We start from the raw sequence: 19,626 nt of genomic DNA, 5'->3' as shown, positions 1-19,626 counted from the left end.
GAGCAATATTGAAATTGATGAAAGTGCCGTGCAATCAGGATATATTTCAATCACGCCCGTACATTTTGACCTAACGCATTATGAATCTATTGAAACGGTGAAAAGTTGGGATGTTACTGCATAATAAATAAAAAATCGGAGATTGTAAATGTCTGTTGCAAGTGAAATGATAATAATACTTGATTTTGGTTCTCAATACACTCAGCTTATTGCAAGGCGTGTCAGAGAATTAAATGTGTATTGCGAAATAATCCCTTTTACTACTTCAGCGAATGAAATACAAAAAAAAGAAGCAAAAGGCCTTATTCTATCAGGCGGGCCGTGCAGTGTTTACTCTGATGATGCTCCGATTCCGGATAAAAATTTATTCGATTTGGGTATACCTGTTTTGGGTATATGCTATGGACTGCAGCTTATCGGAAAATTTTTTAACGGTGATGTTGAAAGAGCAGATAGAAGGGAGTACGGCCGCGCTGAATTTATGATAGACGATGACAGAGACCTTTTTAAGGATATTGAATCTCCGATTGAAGTATGGATGAGCCACGGAGATAATCTTACGGCAATACCTGAATCTTTTGAAATTATCGGCCATACGGAAAATGCGCCTATAGGGGCCATTGCAAATTTCAAAAAAAGTATTTACGGTATTCAATTCCATCCTGAAGTTGCACATACACCTAGAGGGATTGATATTCTGAAAAATTTTGCATATAATATTTGCAATTGTTCAGGAAAATGGACACCTGAAGCTTTTGTAAAAGAAAGTATTGAAAGAATACGGGAATCTGTTGGTGATGGCAAGGTTGTATGCGGCCTTTCCGGAGGAGTAGATTCCGCTGTTACAGCCGGTTTAATAAGAGAAGCAATCGGAGATCAATTAATTCCCGTTTTTGTTGATAATGGTGTTCTGAGAAAAAATGAAGCTGCACAGGTCCGCAAGGCTTTTAATAACTGGAACCTGCGTTTTGTTGATGCTTCGGAGGATTTTCTCAATGATCTGTCAGGCTTAACAGACCCTGAATTAAAGCGTAAGGCGATTGGGAAAAGATTTATACAGGTTTTTGAGAAAGAAGCGGAGTCTATAGGAGAGATCGATTTTCTTGCTCAGGGAACACTTTATCCTGATGTGATTGAAAGTGTCTCAACCTGGGGGCCTTCTGCTACAATCAAATCTCATCACAATGTAGGCGGACTCCCTGATAAGATGAAATTAAAACTTATAGAGCCCCTAAGGGAACTTTTTAAGGATGAAGTAAGAAAAGTGGGGGAAGTATTAAATCTTTCGAAAGAAATATTGTACAGACATCCATTCCCTGGCCCTGGGCTTGCAATCAGAATAATAGGGGAGGTTACAAAAGAACGGCTTAAAATCCTGAGAGAAGCAGATTTGATTTTTATTGATGAACTTAATTCTTCAGGGTGGTACGATAAAGTTTGGCAGGCACTCGCTGTTCTGCTTCCAATTAGGACTGTCGGGGTAATGGGCGATGAAAGAACATACGAAAACACTGTCGCATTAAGAGCTGTGATAAGCAGAGACGGAATGACTGCTGATTGGGCGCATCTTCCCCCTGAACTTCTATCAAAGGTCTCTAACAGAATCATTAATGAAGTAAATGGTATTAACAGAGTCGTATATGATATTAGTTCAAAACCTCCAAGTACAATTGAGTGGGAATAACAGTTTTTAAAAATAAGGATTAATTTTATGTGTGGAATTGTAGGCTACATCGGCAATAAACAGATACTCCCGGTATTGTTAAACGGATTGAAACGGCTTGAGTACAGGGGGTATGATTCTGCAGGTATTGCAGTTATAAGTAATAATGAATTGTGGCTCAGAAAAAAACAGGGCAAAATCAAAGAGCTGGAAAAAGAGATAGGCAATGAAACTCCTGAAGGAAGTATCGGGATTGCACATACAAGATGGGCGACACATGGAGCGCCCTCAACACTCAATGCTCATCCACATACTGACTGTACAGGAACAATAACTCTGGTGCATAACGGAATTGTTGAAAATTTTTCACAACTTAAAAAAAGCCTTGAAGAAAAAGGGCACGTTTTTAAGACAGATACCGATACTGAAGTTCTTGCACATCTTATTGAAATGCTTTATGACGGCGATCTTGCAAAAGCTACCCAGAAAGCTCTGCATCTTGTGGAAGGGACGTTCGGGCTTCTTGTCATATCTACAAGAGAACCTGATAAAATGATTGCAGCGAGAAGAGGAAGCCCTCTTGTGCTCGGTGTCGGCAATGGAGAGACTTTTGTGGCCTCTGACGGTACAGCAATTGTGGAGCATACAAGAGATGTTATCTTTCTCGAAGATGATGAACTTGCAATTATTGACAGAAACGGGTATCAGATACGTACCATCAGCAGCGATAATGCAATTGTCAGAAGTATTGAAAAACTTCCGTTTGATATGACACATATTCAAAAAAGCGGTTTTCCCCATTTTATGATAAAAGAGATTAATGAGCAGCCCCAGACTGTACGCGATACAATGCGGGGAAGACTTCTAACGGATGAAGGAAGTGCCCGCCTTGGCGGGCTTGATTGCTGTTGGGAAAAATTACGGAAAAGTAAAAGATTTATCCTGACAGGATGCGGCACAAGCTGGCACGCTGCACTGATAGGCGAATATCTTATTGAACAGCTTGCCAATGTGCCTGTGGAAGTTGAATATGCGTCTGAATTCAGGTACAGAGATCCCATACTGCAATCAGGCGATACTGTTCTTGCTATAACTCAGTCAGGGGAGACACTGGATACTCTTGCTGCTTTGAGAGAAGCTAAAAGAAAAGGGGCTCTTTCTCTCGGATTATGTAATGTTGTCGGAAGTACAATAGCAAGAGAGAGTGATGCAGGAGTATATTCCCATGCAGGACCTGAGATAGGTGTTGCCTCAACAAAAGCATTTACTTCACAGGTGATTTCCCTTGCACTAATTGCTTTGAGCCTTGGAAGGATGAAAAGGCTTTCTGCTGAAGAAGGTATTGAAATTGTTAATGCTCTTAAAAAGCTTCCGGATAAAATAGAAGAAGTGATTAATCAAGACAGCAAAATTAAACAAATAGCTGAATATTTTGTTAATCATTCCAATGCCCTTTACCTGGGAAGGGGCCTCAATTATCCTGTAGCACTTGAAGGTGCATTAAAGATGAAAGAGATATCGTATATTCATGCTGAAGGATATCCTGCTGCAGAGATGAAACACGGCCCTATCGCACTAATTGACGAAAATATGCCTGTAGTCTTTATTGCAGTTCAGGATTCCATATATGATAAAATAATAAGTAATATTGAAGAGGTGAAAGCACGCGGCGGGAAAGTTATTGCAATTGTAACAAAAGGTGATAAGAGGGTGTCTGAAAAAGTGGATTATACAGTTGAAATTCCGGAAACTCTCCATTATCTTACACCTGTTTTAACAGTCATACCGCTTCAGCTGCTCGCTTATCATACAGCTGTTCTTAAAGGCTGCGATGTTGATCAGCCGAGGAATCTTGCAAAGAGTGTGACAGTTGAGTAAGCCAGGCGAAAGGAGAATTGTTATGAAAAATACATTTGGACTGCTCTTAATGAGCTGTCTTTTAATATCTCCTCTAACAAAAGCTAATGCACAGCAGAATAGCGCAGTTGACAGTCTTTTTAAAAGAGGAATTTCCGAATACAGAGCAGATAATTTTAAAGAAGCCCTGAAAATGTTTCAGCTTTTAGACAGAATCTATCCTGCACACAACAGAAGAACGTCAACACTTTTAATGGAAGCTAAATCTTTCTACAAACTCGGCAAATACAGAAAAGCATTGAGTATGTTTTCCGAATTGGAGTATTCTTATCCGAAAAGTGAATATGTGGATGATGCTTTATATGGCCAGGCAAATGTATATTTTAAGACAGGAGAATATTCTAAGTCTGTGGGAAAACTTTTGTCTTTAATTGATTTAAAAGGAGATGAGAAGCTTAGAAGGAAGGCTGCGAAACTTTCACTTGAAATATTGCATAACTATGTTTCCGACAGTGATTTGGAGGAACTTGCAGTAAACACCAAAACAGAAAGAAGCAATGCAGTATTAACAATACAGCTTAGTAAAAGATATATTAACAGCCGTCAATATCAGGCCGCAAAAAAGATACTTCAACGCTACCTTGATACGTACAAAGGAGGTTCTTATGTTGTCCAAATAGAAGAGCTTTACAAAGAGGCGGATAAAATGGGTAAGGGTGTTTTGAAAATAGGTGTTATTCTCCCTCTTTCCGGACAATTATCCTCAGAAGGCCAGTCTGTATTAAACGGTATCAAATACGGAATTGATAAACATAATAAAACAAATGGAGCAACAGTTGAACTTGTTGTCAGAGATTCAAAAAGTGATATTATTGCTTCAATAAAAGATGCTCAGGAGCTATGCGGCAATATTGAAGTCTCAGCAATTATAGGAGAACTGGAGAGCAATGTTTCTGCTGCAGTTGCTGCCGTATGCCAGGAAGAGTCAGTACCGCTTCTTATTCCCGCTTCTGCAAAAGACGGATTAGCCTCGATCGGTAATTATATTTTCCAGCTGAGCAGCGACATAGCGACTAAAGGCAAAGCTCTTGCAAATTATGCTGTTTCCGGGCTCGGGCTTAAACGTTTCGTGACAATTACTCCTGCAGACGATTATGGAAGATCAATGCAGAAATCATTTATTTCCGGTGCCATCGAATCAGGAGCAAAAATATTAAGCGAGCAGTGGTATTATAATGGGGCGGAAAATTTAAAATCTCAATTTAACGATATCCGCAAATCAGGACTGCAGGAGATGGTAAAAGATTCTCTGCTTCTTATTGTTCCTGATGAAAAATTTAAATATCTTTATGAAGAAAATCCTGTTATTGACGGTGTGATTCATGTTAATAAGGACATCCCGGCACTTGTTGATTCTACGAATTTAAAGATTACAACTATTGATGGAGTATTTCTTCCTGTTTATACTGATGATTTGCAATATATAATTCCTCAGGTTTCTTTCTACAATATAGGAGGGAAACTTTTCGGAGGATCGTTCTGGTATGATGAAGAAATTCTTAATAAAAACAGAAATTATTGTAATGGGGTTATATTTGCAAGTGACTACTTTTCAGAAGCATCTAATTATAAGTTTTATAAGTTCAGGGATTCTTTCAGGTTGAAATATCATAAAACCCCGGGGCGTCTTGAAATTCTCGGTTACGATTCCATTACCATGCTACTCGGTGTTGCCGGCGATTTTGCAGAAAGACGCAGTGCAATTAGAGACAAACTGGCAAAAATTAAGGGTTTTGAGGGAATAGGGGGTTATATATCATTTTCAAAAAATCGAGTCAACACATTTGTCCATATTCTTCAGTATAGAGACGGCAAAATTTACAGGATTAAGTAGATATTGTTTTTCGAAAAAAAAGAAAATGTTTTTATCTGGCAGTTTAAGAGTATGGTCAATAATGCTAATGTTCTTTTATGCACAAGCACAAGAAGAGGCGGTGTAAGCAAAGGAGAGTTTTCGAGTTTAAATCTCGGAACAAATACAATTGATGCTCCGAATGCTGTTGGAATAAATAAAAATATCTTTTTTTCTTCTTTAAATATTTCAGATAGGGTGATTGCTGTACCAAAGCAGATTCATTCTTCAAATGTTTTAATTGCTGAACATGGAGGAGTGTACTCTGATTGTGACGGGCTTATAACAAATAAAAGAAACGTATGCCTTTCAATACAGACAGCAGATTGTATGCCTCTTTTCCTGTATTCTGAAAAAGAACATTTAATTGGCCTGATACACGCAGGATGGAGAGGCGCAGTGGGGGGTATTGTAAAAAATGCAATTAACATAATGATTGATAATTTTAATATCGATCTTGAAAATATTAATGCGTTCATAGGGCCCTGCATAAGACAGTGTTGTTATAAAATCAAAGAAAATGTTGCGTCTTATTTTCCAGATTACTATATTAATAATGATTATCTCAATTTACCGGAATATGTTAAAGATGAACTTATAAACTTTGGTGTGAATGAGGGAAAAATAGAAGATTCAGAATTATGTACTTCGTGCAATAAAGATATTTTTTATTCCTATAGAAGGGATAATGGGAGAACCGGCAGAATGCTTTCTTTAATGATGCTCAGATAGCAAAAGCCGGTTAATTTTAAATTAAGAACGGGAGGAAAAATGAAAAAAATCACCTTGTTGGCTGTATTATTTGCTGTGCTTCTTAATTCTTCAGCATTCAGCCAGAATTTGGTAGGCAAATCATTCGCAGGTGTTGCTATCGGTTCATGGTATGGATTAGGTTTTTCAGCAAGCTACGAGAAGATTTTTAAAGATATTCAAGATCTTGGCATTGTCGGAGGTGGAGTAGAAGTCGGTTATGCTACTCGAAAATATGATTACGGCTATTGGGGTGGCGGGGAGTATGGTTGGAAATACACTTATGTACCGGTTTTTGCTTTTCTTTCATTCCATTACAAGCTGAATAATCCCAAATTAGATCCTTATGCCAGAGCTGGTTTTGGATATGTCTACGTAAAAGCATCCGATTATGGTACATATTCCGGTACATGGGGAAGCGCATCAGCCTCTTATGTTTCTTTTGCCGGCCAGGCTGGTATTCGTTATCAGGTATCTCCGAAAATGTGGGTACGTGCAGCAGCTGGCACACCATGGGTTGCAAGCATAGGCATTGACGCAGAGCTGTAAATGAAACATTTTCATCGTGTTAATGATTAATTTCCATAATAGCTCCGGTTTTTTTTGAAATCGGAGCTATTTATCTTCCATTTTTTATTCATTCTGTATGGAGTTTTAATGAGCTACATTATTCTTTATCTCATGTCTTTTGTTCAGGCTGCAACTGAATTTCTGCCCGTATCATCGTCAGGGCACCTGTTATTCATAAAAGGCCTGTTTCATTTTGAAGATATGCCAATTGCCTTTGATATTATTGTACATTTTGGCAGTTTGATTGCTATTTTAATTTTTTACAGAAAAAAATTGATTGATCTTGTGAAAGATAGTTATACTGAAATTGTAAAATCTGATAATGGCAGGCCATCATTGAAGTTTGTTATTTATATACTTGTATCAACTTTTATTACAGGATTGGTTTATGTAATACTCGGAGATTCTCTTGATAAGGAATTTCATAATCCTTCAATACTGAAATTTACATATATATTTACAACAATCATTCTCATTACAACTTTTTTTAAAACAAAGAAAACTGTTGATGTGATAAAAGCAGGATTGTATTTACCTCTATTAGTCGGCTTATTTCAGGGCATAGCTTTATTCCCTGGGGTTTCACGATCAGGTTCAACCATTGCAATACTTCTGCTGCTCGGTGTATCCAGCGAACAAGCTGCATTTTATTCGTTCACATTAGCCATTCCTGCAATTCTCGGCGGAGTGTTAATTGATGCAATGGACAGCGCAAACCTGTTGTTCTTTTCGGAAAATTTAGCCCCAATGTTGTTAAGTTTAATTATTTCAGCTATATTTAGTTATTTTTTCCTGAAAATATTGAATAGTTTCTTGCGTAAGGGCCATTTCTGGTATTTTTCAATTTATACACTGCTGCTTTCAATTGCATCTTTTATAATTTTCAGATAGAGAAATAAATTAAAATGGGAAATCGATTTCAAGATATTGTTAAGATTGAAAATGAAGTAAAAAAGGGGGCTATCAGCCCTGTTTATTTCTTTTATGGAGATGAGCCATATTTTATTGAGAAAATGTCTAAATTAATTATTGATACGGTAATCAATGAAGAAACAAAAGATTTTAATAGGGACATACTCAGCGGAGAAGAAACTACAGGTGATGATATTGTTTCAATTGCATCATCGTTTCCTATGATGGCTGAAAAACGGGTGATTTTAGTCAAGAACATACAAAAACTTTCGAATTCGGGCAAAAAAAAGATTGAACAGTACATTGATAATCCAAATGAATCTTCTGTGCTTATCCTTAATGCCGGTAAGATAAATATTAAAACTTCATTCTATCAGAAACTGAAAAAAAAATGTTCAAGTTTTGAAAGTCCGCAGCTATATGAAAATGAGGCAAGGGCATGGGTTATTAAACGTTTTAAGAAAGAATCAAAAACAATAAGTACTGAAGGGGCATCATTTATCGTACAGCTAACCGGAACATCACAATGGGCTTTATCAAACGAAATTGAAAAGATTTTACTGTTTACCGGGAACCTGGAAAAGATTGGCGTTAACGAAATTGCCGGAGTTGTAGGGCATTCAAGAAATTACAATGTGTGGGAATTAACAGAATCGGTTTTTAATAAAAAAATTGATAAATCTATTGAAATTTTTAATCATATCATTAAAAATAACAATTCTTCGGCTGTCGGTTTAATTGCAAATCTAAGTGAGAGGGCGTTTGTACTTTTAAAGATTCGTTCCTTAAAAGAAAAAGGAGCCAATAACCAAACGATAAGCAAATCTATTCCCATGTGGCCGTTTTTAATGAAAAGGTGTTTTGTGCAGGCATCATCATTTACAAAAAACAACCTCATTAAAATAATAGATACTCTTTTAAAAGCTGATATAGCTTTAAAAACCGGTAGATACGATAAACAGACTATAATTATCCTCGCAATTAATGGAATTATAAGAGGAGAAGATGTCCCGCTTTAAAAAAATAATATTTTACGGAACTTTTCAGGAGAACAATTGTTAGATAAAAAGGAAAATGGGAAAGAAGAAAGGGCTAATCAAATCAGACCTGATGATGAAGAGCTGATTGAACGATTCCAGAATGGGGAGTTATATGCATTCGAATTAATTGTACAGCGATATAAAGAGCCCTTAACTAATTTTATTTACTATTATTTGGGTAACAGGCTTGATGCAGAAGATGTTGTACAGGAAACGTTTATTCGTTTGTACAAAAAAAAGGAAATGTACCGTAAAGTAGCAAAGTTCTCTACATGGATATATACAATTGCCAGTAATCTCGCTAAAACCGAATTGAGAAAAAGAAAACGTAAACGCGTACTTTCTTTATCAAAGATCGGGTATGAAGACAAAGATTTTGAAATACCGGACTCTTTAAGTCAGCCGGATAAAATTGTAGAAAACAATATGGAAATGAAATTCATAAAAGGCGAGATTGATAAACTGCCTGCAAGATTTAAAGAAGTTGTTATTTTGAGAGACATTGAACAGCTTTCTTATGAGGAAATAAGTGATATTCTTAAGATACCAATAGGTACAGTCAAATCACGTGTAAATCGCGGAAGAAGCCGGCTGCAAAACAAACTAAGGTTTTTAATGGAATAAAGGAGAATTGCCTTGAATCAGTGTCGTGAATATCAAAAGTTAATCTATGATTTTTATGATGACATTATCAGTGAAGATGATAAAATAAGGCTTAATAATCATTTTAAAGTTTGTGAGGATTGTTTGGCTTTCTCAAATCGCGTAAAAAAAATGAAGCAGATATTAAATGAATTGCCAAGGCCCGGTGTTTCCGAGAACTTTAATATACTTTTAAGAGAACGGCTTAGAAGAGAACTCGCAAGGCAAAAACAGCCTTCTATCAAAACAAAGTTTCTTGTACCTGCTTTTGCAACCGGTTTATTGTTTATTGTGATAGGCTGGCTTTCCATAAATGATATTAATTTATTTAATAGCGGTAAAAATATTGCATCTACAGAAAAATTAATACAAGAACAGAAAAAAATAACAAACGGGTCTAATGTGCAGTATGTTATTGATCAATATGGAGTAGAGGAGAGTAGCGCAGCAAATAATAGCAAAATAAAAAATCTTGATAAAAATTTATCAGATAGTTTGAAATCATTAAAAAATACAGATCAAATAAGAGTACGATTAACTCCGGTAAGTTTTTAAATGATAAGAAAAGCAAATATATTTCTGATCTATTTTTTAGCAAATACGCTTGCAGCAGGGACATTAGATACTAACAGCCAAATTGTTACGGAAAATATCTTAAAAAAGATTTCTAATTCAGTTGTGAGTATACACGCCTATCATAGGAAAAATAATGTAGTAATTGAAAAGATCGGTACAGGTTTTGTATATGATAATGATGGCTTTATCGTTACACAGGCTTCGATTATTTCGGGAAGTGATAGCATAACAGTACAGCTTAATAACGGTTTTAGAAAAAAAGCATGGAAAATTTATTTTAACTATGATCAAAAGATAGCGATACTTTACATTAACTATAATAATTTAACGCCAATTCCATTATCAAGAAATATTAAAATCAACAGGAATGACAAACTATTTATTATAGGAAATTCACTCGGTGTGTTTCCTTCTCTGACAATTGCAAAATTTACAGGGTATGATGATAACTCAGGAATAATTAAAATTGACAATGCAATCTTTCCGCCCGGCAACAGCGGGAGCCCGGTAATTAATTACAATGGAACTCTCGTAGGTATGTTGATTGGGAATATACGTAAAATCAACGATCCCCTGCTGTCATTAAAAAACGAAGGATTTGCGATAAGCTGCAGAAAAATCAATGATATTTTTATGAAAATTATAAATAATTTAAAAAATAATGAAAGCTGGGCAGGAGTTTCTGTCACAAATCTTATAGGAAAGGATTACGGCAAAGGTGTGCTTGTTGTTGATGCTGCACCAAAAGGTCCATTTGAGGAAGCCGGAATATCAAAAGGAGACACTTTAATTGAATTTCAGGGATTAAGCATTATAAATATCAGGCATATGACAAATATGATTAAAGATGCAAAACCAAATGATAAAGTTATTTTTACTATAAAAAAAGGGAAAATGAAAATAAATAGAATTGTTAAAATGAGGAAACCACCCTGGGAAAAAAATTAATTATATGCAGGGGGGAGGAGGAGATCAGCAAATTAAAAAGTAATAATGCGAACAGCCATTCTAAAGTAAACATAATATTTATTATGCGAAGTGTTTAGTCAATAAGAAGAGCCTGAATGTCCATGAAATTTGTATTTGTCGGCCCTGTTATTATGTGCCCCCCGTATTTTTTGAAAAATCCATATGAATCAAATCTTTCCAAATATTTTTCAATTTCTTTTTTTTCAACAGTCTTTTTTAATTTTTCTCTATCAATGACCGCACCAGCAACATCACATTTTCCGTCACCACCATCAGTACCAAGGGATGCAAATGTAATTTTGTTATTTATATCAATATTATATGTTTCTCTCGCAAAGAGTAATGCGAAATGCTGATTTCTTCCGCCTTTACCTCCTTTTTTTACAGCTACTTCTGTTTCACCTCCACTAAGAATACAAAAAGGTTTATGATATCTTTGACTTTGTTTTAAAATATCTGTGAATTTATCCACGCAATGTTCAATTGGGCCTGATAGAGAATCTGTGAGAATATGAGTAAAATAGCCAAGTTTTACAGCAGCATTTCCGGCGTTTTCCAAACATATTCTGTTTGAGCCTAAAAGTATATTATATGAATTTAATGTGCGGGTTTTACGTATTTTATTTTTGTTATTTAGGTAAAAATTCTTTATTGAAGAAGGAATTATCTCGTATATTTTTTTGTATTTCAGTAAGTTAATGCAATCTGAGTATTCTATATTTGTAGAGATTGTAGGCCCTGAAGCTATTGACTCTAAATTATTTCCAGGGACATCTGAAACAATTAGAGAAACAACAGTTGCAGGATATGCAATTTCGGATAATCTTCCGCCTTTTATTTTTGACACAGATGTTCTTAAAATATTCATTTCCTGAATTGAAAGCCCGCTTTTTAAAAGGATGTTGCTGAATGTTTGCAGATCATTAAAATCTATGCCGTTTTCCGGGCTCACAAACAAAGAAGAACCTCCACCTGTTACAATAAACAGGATTAAAGTATCTTTAGAGGCATTTTTTAATAAATTTGTTACTATGTTTGTTGCATGTAATCCGTTATTATCCGGTATCGGATGTCCTGCTTCTTTAATTTCTATGCATTTTAAATTGGTTTTGTATCCATATTTAACAATAAGCAGTCCGGTTGAAATTTTATTTGTTAAAATTAATTCGAGATGTTTTGCAATTGGAGCACAAGCTTTTCCAATACCAATGAGTATAATTTTATTAAATTTGGAAAGATCAAATGATGATAATTTTCCGTAAACGTCTCTGATTTCAAGTTTTTTACCTCTAATATCTATTGACTTTCCCGAAAGATCAAAAGGATCCGCTGAATCAAGAGCACTATTCAGTATAGAAACAATATTGTTTACATTTGAAGGATTTTCAGCAACTTTAGAAATTCTGATTAACTGCTTCATTTTAAATCTGAATTGATTGTATAAGTTTTTTTACATTAGTTTTCAAAGGTATGTGGTATTGAAAATTAATGACTTTTTTAAGATCCTTGTAAGCCTCTTTTGTCTCTCCCCTCTTTATTTTATTTTGCGAAGAGAAATAAATCGCTAATGGATTATTGGGATTTTTTTGTAAAGCCTGCTTGAAAATCATTTCGGACTCATCGATTCTGTTCAAATATACATTACAAACACCAAGCAGTGTAAAACATAATGAATCATTTTTCCCAAGTTGTATTGCATGTTTTAAAGCATCTGCAGCTTCAGGATATTTATTTTGATAATAAAAAGATATCCCCACTCCCTTAAAATAAAGCCCTCTTTTTTTATAAAGATTTATAGCTTTTCTAAAACTTATTACTGCACCTTCAAAATTACCGGTTCTGAGCTGTGTTTCGCCAAGAAGATACCACACAAAATGATCAAGAGGATGCCTGTTAAGGTAATTCTTAAACTGGTTTAATGATCCTGAGTAGTTATGAGTCAGAAATTGGTGAACTCCTACTGACAGAGGTTGTTCTTCTGCAGTTTTTTGGGTTTTTAAATTTTTATCGTTATCAGAAGAATTTAAGCTTTTGCCTGAAACTTTAATTGATCTTTGTGCAAGTTCAGCAATCTTTGATCCCGGAGATAATTCAATGACCTTTTTAAAGTTTAAATTTGCCGAGTCAATATCATTTAACATAGTATAAATTCTTGCCAATCCAAGATATGCACGGCTTTCATTAGGTGCAAGATCAATACAGCCGTTAAACATATTTATTGCCTTAGTGTATTCTTTCTTAATAGTAAATATTGCACCAAGATTTAAATATGGCAAAACACTGGTTTTATTAAAAATATTACTGAGCAAAAAATATTTTTCAGCAGATTCTACTTTGCGGAGTTTTATGAGAGTAATGCCTGTTAATAAATTAGCTCTGAAATGAATCGGGCAGATATTTATGGCTTTTTTCAGATACAAAATAGTTTGTTCATACTGTTTTTGTCCGAAAAATATGAGTCCCAATTTGTAGAGATATTCAACATCATTGTTATTTATAACCAATGCTTTTTCAAGTATTTGAGAAGCTTTATTGAAATCCTTTTCTCGTAAAAGTTTTGATGCGATCCTGCTTAATTTCTCAGCTTGTTCATTTACTTCAACCGGATACCATTGGATAACAACCTGTCTTCCATCAACAAAACCCTCCATGATTCCGGAAGAAGGCTTAAAAATAGCAAGAAGGTGATCGCGTAACCCTTTAGGATCTGTTAAATTGTCCGGCAGGTTTAAAAGGCCTTTGTTTAATTTAATATCGGAAATATTTATCGAAACCGTAATGATTTTAGATTTTTTTCTTGAACCCATATCACTACTCCTTTATTCTGCCGACGCTCCGTTAATTGACAGCAATGTTTTGATTTTATCGATTATATTGGAGCTGTCAATAAGAAATGTTTCTCCTGTTTTCCTTATTTTAAATTCAATTTTGTTTTCTTCAATCCATTTTTTACCGACTATTATCTGAATTGGCATACCGAGAAGATCAGCATCCTTGAATTTAAAACCAGGAGAAACATTTCTGTCGTCAATCAATGCATCAATTGAATTGGCTGTACACAAAGAATAAATGGCTTCCGATTCCTTAACAATTTCTTCATTACTAACGTTAATAGGAATAATATGAACATGGAAAGGTGTGAGAAATGGTTCCCAAACCATTCCTTTTGCGTCATGATTCTGCTCAATAATTGATGCTGTAAGCCTTTCAACTCCTATACCGTAACTTCCCATGTAAACAGGATTTTCTTTGCCTGATGAATCAAGGAATGTAGTTTTCATAGCAGATGCATAACGTGTACCGAGTTGAAAGATATGGCCCAGCTCAATTGCATTTGTAATACGTAAAGGCGAACCGCAGGTTTTACAAGTATCTCCCTGAACAACATTCCTTATATCAAAAAAGGCTGCATTCTTTAAATCATTTTCAACATTAATACCGCCGAGATGATAATTTTCTTTATTAGCTCCGGCAATAAGATTTTTCATATTTTTTAAAGCATTATCCGCAATAATAATGCTGTTTTTATCTTTAAGGCCTATGGGCCCGATAAATCCGACTTCAGCCCCGCAAATATTTTTCACTTCTTCAGAATGTGCCGGCCTTATTGGAGCTTCAAGGTAAAATGACAGTTTTTCTTCGTTAATTTCATGATCACCGCGTATCAATGCAATAACAGGTTCATTTTTATTTTTAATATATACAATAGATTTAATTAACTCGTAAGGTTTGATATTTAGAAATGATGAAACTTCCTGAATTGTTTTTTTATCAGGTGTATGGATTTCAGTCAAAGAATCGAATGATTTTGATATCTGCACATCTTCAGCGTTTGAAACAGCTACTTCCATATTGGTAGCATAACCACATTTATCACAGAGTACAATTAAATCTTCACCGTGTTCAGATTCCATCATAAATTCCTGTGAAGCCCTCCCCCCCATCAAACCAGAAGAAGCTCCAACAATATGGAATTTTATACCACATCTACTGAAAATCTTTTTATAAGCTTCTGCATGCAGATCGTATGATTTCTTCATCCCTTCAGGATCTGCATCCATAGAATAAGAATCTTTCATTGTAAATTGCCTCGTACGCATAACACCTGAGCGGGGCCTGGGTTCATCGCGGAATTTTGTTTGAATCTGATACCAGATTTGAGGCAGATCTTTATATGATCGTATATATTTTCTGGCAAGATCACAAATGATTTCTTCATGTGTCGGAGCAAGTGCGAGCTCTCTTCCCTTTCTGTCTTTTAAACGGAACATTTCGTCTCCGAAATTTTCGTTCCTTCCGCTTTCATTCCACAATTCAATTGGGTTTAATGCAGGCAGGTGAAGTTCCTGAGCTCCGATACTATCCATCTCATGGCGTATAATTTCCATAATTTTTTTCATTATTTTCCAGCCAATAGGAAGGATAGAATATATCCCTGCAGCAAGAGGTTTTACAAACCCTGCACGAAGCATTAACTGGTGGCTTGGAATTACAGCATCTGAGGGGATCTCTTTTTGTGTGGGTATGTATGCCTGCGATAATCTCACCGCTTACTCCTTTTATTTAACATTTTTGCAGCGTAAATAGTATTCTTTAAAAGCATTGCAATCGTCATAGGGCCCACTCCTCCCGGAACAGGTGTAATTGCAGATGCTTTTTGTGAAACGGATTCAAAATCTACATCACCTGTAATTTTATATCCTTTTTCTGAATTTTTGTCAGGGACTCGATTGATTCCGACATCTATTACGACAGCTCCTTTCTTAATCATATCTTTTGTAATAAGATTAGGCCTGCCTGTCGCAGCAATTAAAATATCAGCATTTTTTGTAATATTTTTTAAATCCTCAGATTTCGAATGAGCAATGGTAACTGTTGCGTCTCCGAGATTACCCCTTCTTAAAAAAAGCATTCCAAGAGGTTTGCCTACTATTGAGCTTCTTCCGACTATTACCACATTTAACCCTGCGGTACTAATGTCGTATCTTTTTAAAAGTTCAATTACTCCGGCAGGTGTTGCCGGAACAAAAAGATTTTCAGTTATTCCTGCAGAAAGCCTGCCAAAATTGATCGGATGGAATCCATCAACATCCTTTTGAGGAGAAATTGTTTCTATAACACTTTCTTCGTTAAATCCTGCGGGTAATGGAAGCTGAACAAGAATACCGTGAACAGATTTGTCATTATTCAGTTCAATAATTTTTGTTTTCAGCTCATTTTCGGAGATATCGGAAGAAAAGGTAATGGTATCTGAAATAATTCCTGCTTTTTTACATGCTCTCTCTTTACTTCTAACATAAATTTGAGATGCTGCATTATTACCTACAAGTATGACGGCAAGCTTCGGAAAAATATCTTTATTTTTTAAATCCGATACTTCCTTTGCCACTTCAGCTTTTACAATTTTTGATATATGTTTTCCGTCAAGAATTAGTGCCATAACAAACATCCTTTTAATCAGTCGAGTGTTTATCCATATCAAGCTGAATTCGTTTAATTGAAAATGCTCTTCCTGTTGATGCATCCACAGATACGACAACTCCGCAGAATTTTGAATTTCCATGAGCACCTTTATAATAAACAGGCATTTGTGTTAAAAATCTGCTAATTGCAGTTTCTTTATCCATACCTATGACAGAATTAAAAGATCCTGTCATACCTGCATCGGAAATATAGGCAGTTCCTGAAGGTAAAACTCTTTCATCAGCAGTTTGTACATGGGTATGCGTACCTACAACTGCGCTGACTTTTCCGTCAAGATACCATGCCAATGCCATTTTTTCGGCTGTAGCTTCTGCATGAAAATCAATGAAAATTATTTTAACTCCGCTCTTCTTTAAAATTGCAATTTCCTGCATAGCTTTCTGAAAAGGGCAGTCAATCGGATACATGAAACTTCTGCCCTGCAGGTTTATTACAGCAATTTGAATTCCATTTGCCGTTTCTTTGATTCTTGTACCATGCCCCGGGCAGCTTTCAGCATAATTCGACGGCCTTAGAATATCTTTATTAGAATCCAGTAAAGAATATATCTGCCGTTTATTCCAGATATGGTTTCCGCTTGTAATTACATCAACACCAAGGGAGAAATAATCTTCTGCAATCTTTCCTGTTAATCCTTTGCCTGATGCTGAATTTTCACCGTTTAACACGGTAAAATTTATATCATTAGCATTTTTAACTTTCTGAATGAGAGATGATACTGCATCAAACCCTTCGGAACCTACAACATCCGCAATAAACAGGATATTTATCCTGCTGGAATTATTCAAGTTATATTATCCTTCTTATTTTGCATAATCAACTGCACGGTACTCTCTTATTACAGTTACTTTAATCTGTCCTGGGTACTCCATTTCAGACTGGATTTTTTCAGCAATATCAGTTGCAAGCTGGTCTGCAAGAGCATCATTCATTTTATCCGGCTGAACAAGTACCCTTATTTCTCTTCCTGCCTGAATTGCATAGGTTTTTTGTACACCCTGAAATGATTCTGCTATACCTTCAAGTTTCTCTAACCTTTTGATGTATCCTTCAAGAGTTTCTCTTCTTGCTCCCGGGCGTGAACCTGATATTGCGTCTGCTGCCTGAACAAGAGCAGATATCGGTGATATCATCTCTATTTCGCCATGATGGGAAGCAATAGCATTTTGTACAATCGGGCCTTCACCGTATTTTTTTGCGAGGTCTGCTCCTAATTGAAAATGCGTACCCTCAACATCCATGTCAATTGCTTTCCCAATATCATGCAGAAGGCCTGCACGTTTTGCAACCACTGCATCAAGCCCCAGTTCGACAGCCATTAATCCGGAAAGATGTGCTACTTCAATATTATGCTGTAGTACATTCTGGCCGTAACTTGTTCTATAATTAAGTTTACCAAGCAGCCGTACAAGCTCCGGATGAAGCCCGTGCACTCCTGTCTGCAGCATTGCCTGTTCTCCGAGTTCCACTAAATGTTCTTCAAGTTCAGAGCGTGCCTTTTCTACAACTTCTTCAATTCTCCCCGGATGAATCCTTCCGTCTGTAATTAGCTTTTCAAGCGCCCGTTTGGCTATTTCACGCCTGTATGGATCAAATCCGGAAAGAATAACAGCTTCCGGTGTATCATCAACAATAACATCTATTCCTGTTGCTGTTTCAAAAGATCGAATATTTCTTCCTTCACGGCCAATTATTCTACCCTTCATTTCGTCGTTTGGAAGATGAACAACACTTACTGTAGTTTCAACGGAATGATCAGCAGCAGTACGCTGAATTGCAGAGATAACAACTTCTTTTGCCTCTTTATTTGCACTGAGACGTGCCTGATCTTTAATCTCCTTGATCATTTGGGCGGCTTCTTGTTTTGCCTTTGAAAGAAGGTTTTCCTTCAGTTCGCGAAGTGCCTCCTCATTCGACATTCCTGATATTTTTTCAAGCCTTTTATTCTGTTTGTCAATAATTTTATCAAGCTCTTCCTGTTTTCTTGCCAGATTTACAGTACGGGCTTTAACGCTTTGTTCAAGGCTTTTTATTTCACCTTCTCTCCTGTTAAGGTGCTCAAGCCTTCTATCCTGTTCAATGGTACGTTTTTCAATCTTTCTTTTCTGTCTGTCAATTTCCTGACGTTGCTGAAAAGTTTCCTTTTCAAAAGTTTGTTTCTGTTTGTACCACTCCTCTTTTGCTTCAAGTATTTTTTGATTTTTAAGTGCTGAAGCTTCTTTTTCAGCTTCGGATACTATTTTTTCAGCTAATTTCTCTGCATTGGCTACTTTGCCCTGGCCAATTTTGGTACTTACAACCCAGCCAAGGAAAAACATTAAAAGGCCAACTCCAGAGGAAATTAATATAACCAGTTCAATATCCATAATACCTCCATTCTATTAAAAAATCCCCGGATATAGAAGGCAACACTACAACGGAATAAATTCCGAGTGTTAAAGGGATTTCTATCCTGCGGGGATGTTAATTTCAAACTTTCTCGAGTATTTCCCGATCAATAATTTTATTTAAACGCTCAATTTTTTCAATCAATTCTGCTCGGATAATTTCATTTTCCTGCCGCAATTTCAACAATTCGTCCGTAATATTTAAAGATGCAAGTATTGCAACTTTAAGCGAAGAGTCAATACGTGTAGTCCTGTCTATCTCCATCATTTTCTGATTTACATACTCTGAAACCTTTTTCATGTACTTTTCATCAGCTGAACCACGTACTGTATATTCAGCACCATATATTCTTACTTTTAATACATTTTTATCCGAACACATTTAAGCGTTCCTGCAGGTTATAAATATTTTAATAATATCCCTCTAACTGTCAATACGGTGGCCTCCTGATGCCATCAACCATTAAACGTCATCTATTTCTTTCAGCTTTAACAAAAGCTGGTCAACTTTCGACCTGACTCTGTCATGTTTTGTCTTATACGATTCTATCTCATGTTGAATGCTTAAAACATTCTCACGTTCCTGCTGAAGCCTTACAATAATCTCGTCCTTTTCATGAAGAGAGTTCTTGAGCTCATTAACATTAGCCTGTAATTTACGATTCTCCTCTTTCAGATTATTAATAACTGAAATAATTTTGTTTAATTTTTCCTCAAGTATATCAATATTGCTATCATCCATAATATTGCCCTTATGTTTAACACTTATATTGAGCGTAACGAGGCAGAAAACTTATCCTCAATATAATTAATTATTCCCCTGAATATCGGGTCTATTTCCTGCTCCCTGAGCGTTCTTTTCTC

At 35.9% G+C, this 19,626-nt stretch carries 18 protein-coding genes; 10 read left to right on the top strand and 8 right to left on the bottom strand.

Going from position 1 to position 19,626, the window contains the following annotated elements; genetic code table 11:
- Positions 1–148 precede the first annotated feature (148 nt).
- From guaA to J7K93_07720, 10 genes are all read left to right on the top strand, one after another.
- Positions 149–1,684, top strand: a complete 1,536-nt coding sequence (gene guaA / locus J7K93_07765) for a glutamine-hydrolyzing GMP synthase (GenBank protein ID MCD6116895.1) — start codon at positions 149–151, stop codon at positions 1,682–1,684.
- Positions 1,685–1,711: 27 nt separating this feature from the next.
- Complete coding sequence (gene glmS / locus J7K93_07760) at positions 1,712–3,541, top strand: glutamine--fructose-6-phosphate transaminase (isomerizing) (GenBank protein ID MCD6116894.1); 1,830 nt, start codon at positions 1,712–1,714, stop codon at positions 3,539–3,541.
- Positions 3,542–3,563: 22 nt separating this feature from the next.
- Entirely contained in the window at positions 3,564–5,414 is a 1,851-nt protein-coding gene (locus J7K93_07755) for a penicillin-binding protein activator (GenBank protein ID MCD6116893.1), read from the top strand.
- Positions 5,415–5,417: 3 nt separating this feature from the next.
- Complete coding sequence (pgeF, locus tag J7K93_07750; protein ID MCD6116892.1) at positions 5,418–6,164, top strand: peptidoglycan editing factor PgeF; 747 nt, start codon at positions 5,418–5,420, stop codon at positions 6,162–6,164.
- A gap of 39 nt (positions 6,165–6,203) precedes the next feature.
- Complete coding sequence (locus J7K93_07745; protein MCD6116891.1) at positions 6,204–6,731, top strand: acyloxyacyl hydrolase; 528 nt, start codon at positions 6,204–6,206, stop codon at positions 6,729–6,731.
- 108 nt (positions 6,732–6,839) lie between these two features.
- Entirely contained in the window at positions 6,840–7,643 is an 804-nt protein-coding gene (locus J7K93_07740; protein ID MCD6116890.1) for an undecaprenyl-diphosphate phosphatase, read from the top strand.
- A gap of 14 nt (positions 7,644–7,657) precedes the next feature.
- Positions 7,658–8,683 (top strand): DNA polymerase III subunit delta, encoded by a 1,026-nt coding sequence (gene holA, locus J7K93_07735; protein ID MCD6116889.1) that lies wholly within the window; start codon positions 7,658–7,660, stop codon positions 8,681–8,683.
- Between the two features lie 81 nt (positions 8,684–8,764).
- Positions 8,765–9,328 carry a sigma-70 family RNA polymerase sigma factor gene (locus J7K93_07730; protein ID MCD6116888.1) on the top strand — a complete coding sequence of 188 codons (564 nt, stop codon included), beginning with the start codon at positions 8,765–8,767 and terminating at the stop codon, positions 9,326–9,328.
- Positions 9,329–9,340: 12 nt separating this feature from the next.
- The gene (locus J7K93_07725; protein ID MCD6116887.1) at positions 9,341–9,901 is read left to right on the top strand and encodes a zf-HC2 domain-containing protein; all 561 of its coding nucleotides are present in this window, start codon (positions 9,341–9,343) and stop codon (positions 9,899–9,901) included.
- Positions 9,902–10,870, top strand: coding sequence for a serine protease (locus J7K93_07720; protein ID MCD6116886.1), 969 nt, complete (start codon positions 9,902–9,904; stop codon positions 10,868–10,870).
- Positions 10,871–10,964: 94 nt separating this feature from the next.
- Here the strand turns inward: J7K93_07720 and J7K93_07715 are convergent, their stop codons facing one another.
- From J7K93_07715 to J7K93_07680, 8 genes are all read right to left on the bottom strand, one after another.
- Entirely contained in the window at positions 10,965–12,311 is a 1,347-nt protein-coding gene (locus tag J7K93_07715; protein ID MCD6116885.1) for a DUF4147 domain-containing protein, read from the bottom strand.
- Position 12,312: 1 nt separating this feature from the next.
- The gene (locus J7K93_07710; GenBank protein ID MCD6116884.1) at positions 12,313–13,698 is read right to left on the bottom strand and encodes a tetratricopeptide repeat protein; all 1,386 of its coding nucleotides are present in this window, start codon (positions 13,696–13,698) and stop codon (positions 12,313–12,315) included.
- A gap of 12 nt (positions 13,699–13,710) precedes the next feature.
- Entirely contained in the window at positions 13,711–15,438 is a 1,728-nt protein-coding gene (locus J7K93_07705) for a proline--tRNA ligase (GenBank protein MCD6116883.1), read from the bottom strand.
- Positions 15,435–16,331, bottom strand: coding sequence for a bifunctional methylenetetrahydrofolate dehydrogenase/methenyltetrahydrofolate cyclohydrolase FolD (folD, locus tag J7K93_07700; protein MCD6116882.1), 897 nt, complete (start codon positions 16,329–16,331; stop codon positions 15,435–15,437). The genes J7K93_07705 and folD overlap by 4 nt, the downstream gene beginning before the upstream one ends.
- A 13-nt stretch (positions 16,332–16,344) precedes the next feature.
- Complete coding sequence (locus J7K93_07695) at positions 16,345–17,145, bottom strand: TIGR00282 family metallophosphoesterase (protein ID MCD6116881.1); 801 nt, start codon at positions 17,143–17,145, stop codon at positions 16,345–16,347.
- 33 nt (positions 17,146–17,178) lie between these two features.
- Entirely contained in the window at positions 17,179–18,741 is a 1,563-nt protein-coding gene (gene rny / locus J7K93_07690) for a ribonuclease Y (protein MCD6116880.1), read from the bottom strand.
- A 103-nt stretch (positions 18,742–18,844) separates the two neighbouring features.
- Entirely contained in the window at positions 18,845–19,144 is a 300-nt protein-coding gene (locus tag J7K93_07685; protein ID MCD6116879.1) for a cell division protein ZapA, read from the bottom strand.
- Between the two features lie 81 nt (positions 19,145–19,225).
- Complete coding sequence (locus J7K93_07680; GenBank protein MCD6116878.1) at positions 19,226–19,504, bottom strand: hypothetical protein; 279 nt, start codon at positions 19,502–19,504, stop codon at positions 19,226–19,228.
- Positions 19,505–19,626 lie beyond the last annotated feature (122 nt).

Source organism: bacterium (assembly GCA_021158245.1).
Lineage (GTDB): Bacteria > Zhuqueibacterota > QNDG01 > QNDG01 > QNDG01 > QNDG01.
This window is presented reverse-complemented; position numbering and strand designations above follow the sequence as displayed.